Annotated in this window: 1 protein-coding gene; it reads left to right on the top strand. The window is 69.8% G+C overall.

Features of this window, described 5'->3' with window-relative positions; translation table 11 throughout:
- On the top strand, positions 1–318 hold a 318-nt coding region (locus QSK15_RS32465), incomplete at both ends, for a C39 family peptidase (protein ID WP_285797854.1).

The following is a 318-nucleotide window of genomic DNA, read 5'->3' as shown; positions in this document are numbered from 1 at the left end:
AGACCGCCCTGACCGCTGCCGGCCTCGCCTTCACCGGCGGCGCCATCGCCGGACCCGTCACCGCCGCGTACGCCGCGTCGGACGCCAAGCCGGCCACCCAAACCCAGACCGACCGCAAGCCCGCCGGCGAGCGTCAGCTCGGCGTGCGCTACGAAGCCCAGCCGAACTTCTACTACTGCGGCCCCGCCGCCACCCGCAACGCCCTGTCCGTGCAGGGCAAGGACATCAGCGTGGACGCCATGGCCAAGGAAATGGGCACCACCGAAGCCGGCACCAACTCCATCAACGACATCACCCCCGTGCTGAACAAGGAAACCG

The organism is Micromonospora sp. NBRC 107095 (genome assembly GCF_030269705.1).
Classification (GTDB): Bacteria; Actinomycetota; Actinomycetes; order Mycobacteriales; family Micromonosporaceae; genus Micromonospora; species Micromonospora parva.
Note: the sequence above shows the minus strand (reverse complement) of the source record. Positions and strands in the feature narration are given on the sequence as shown.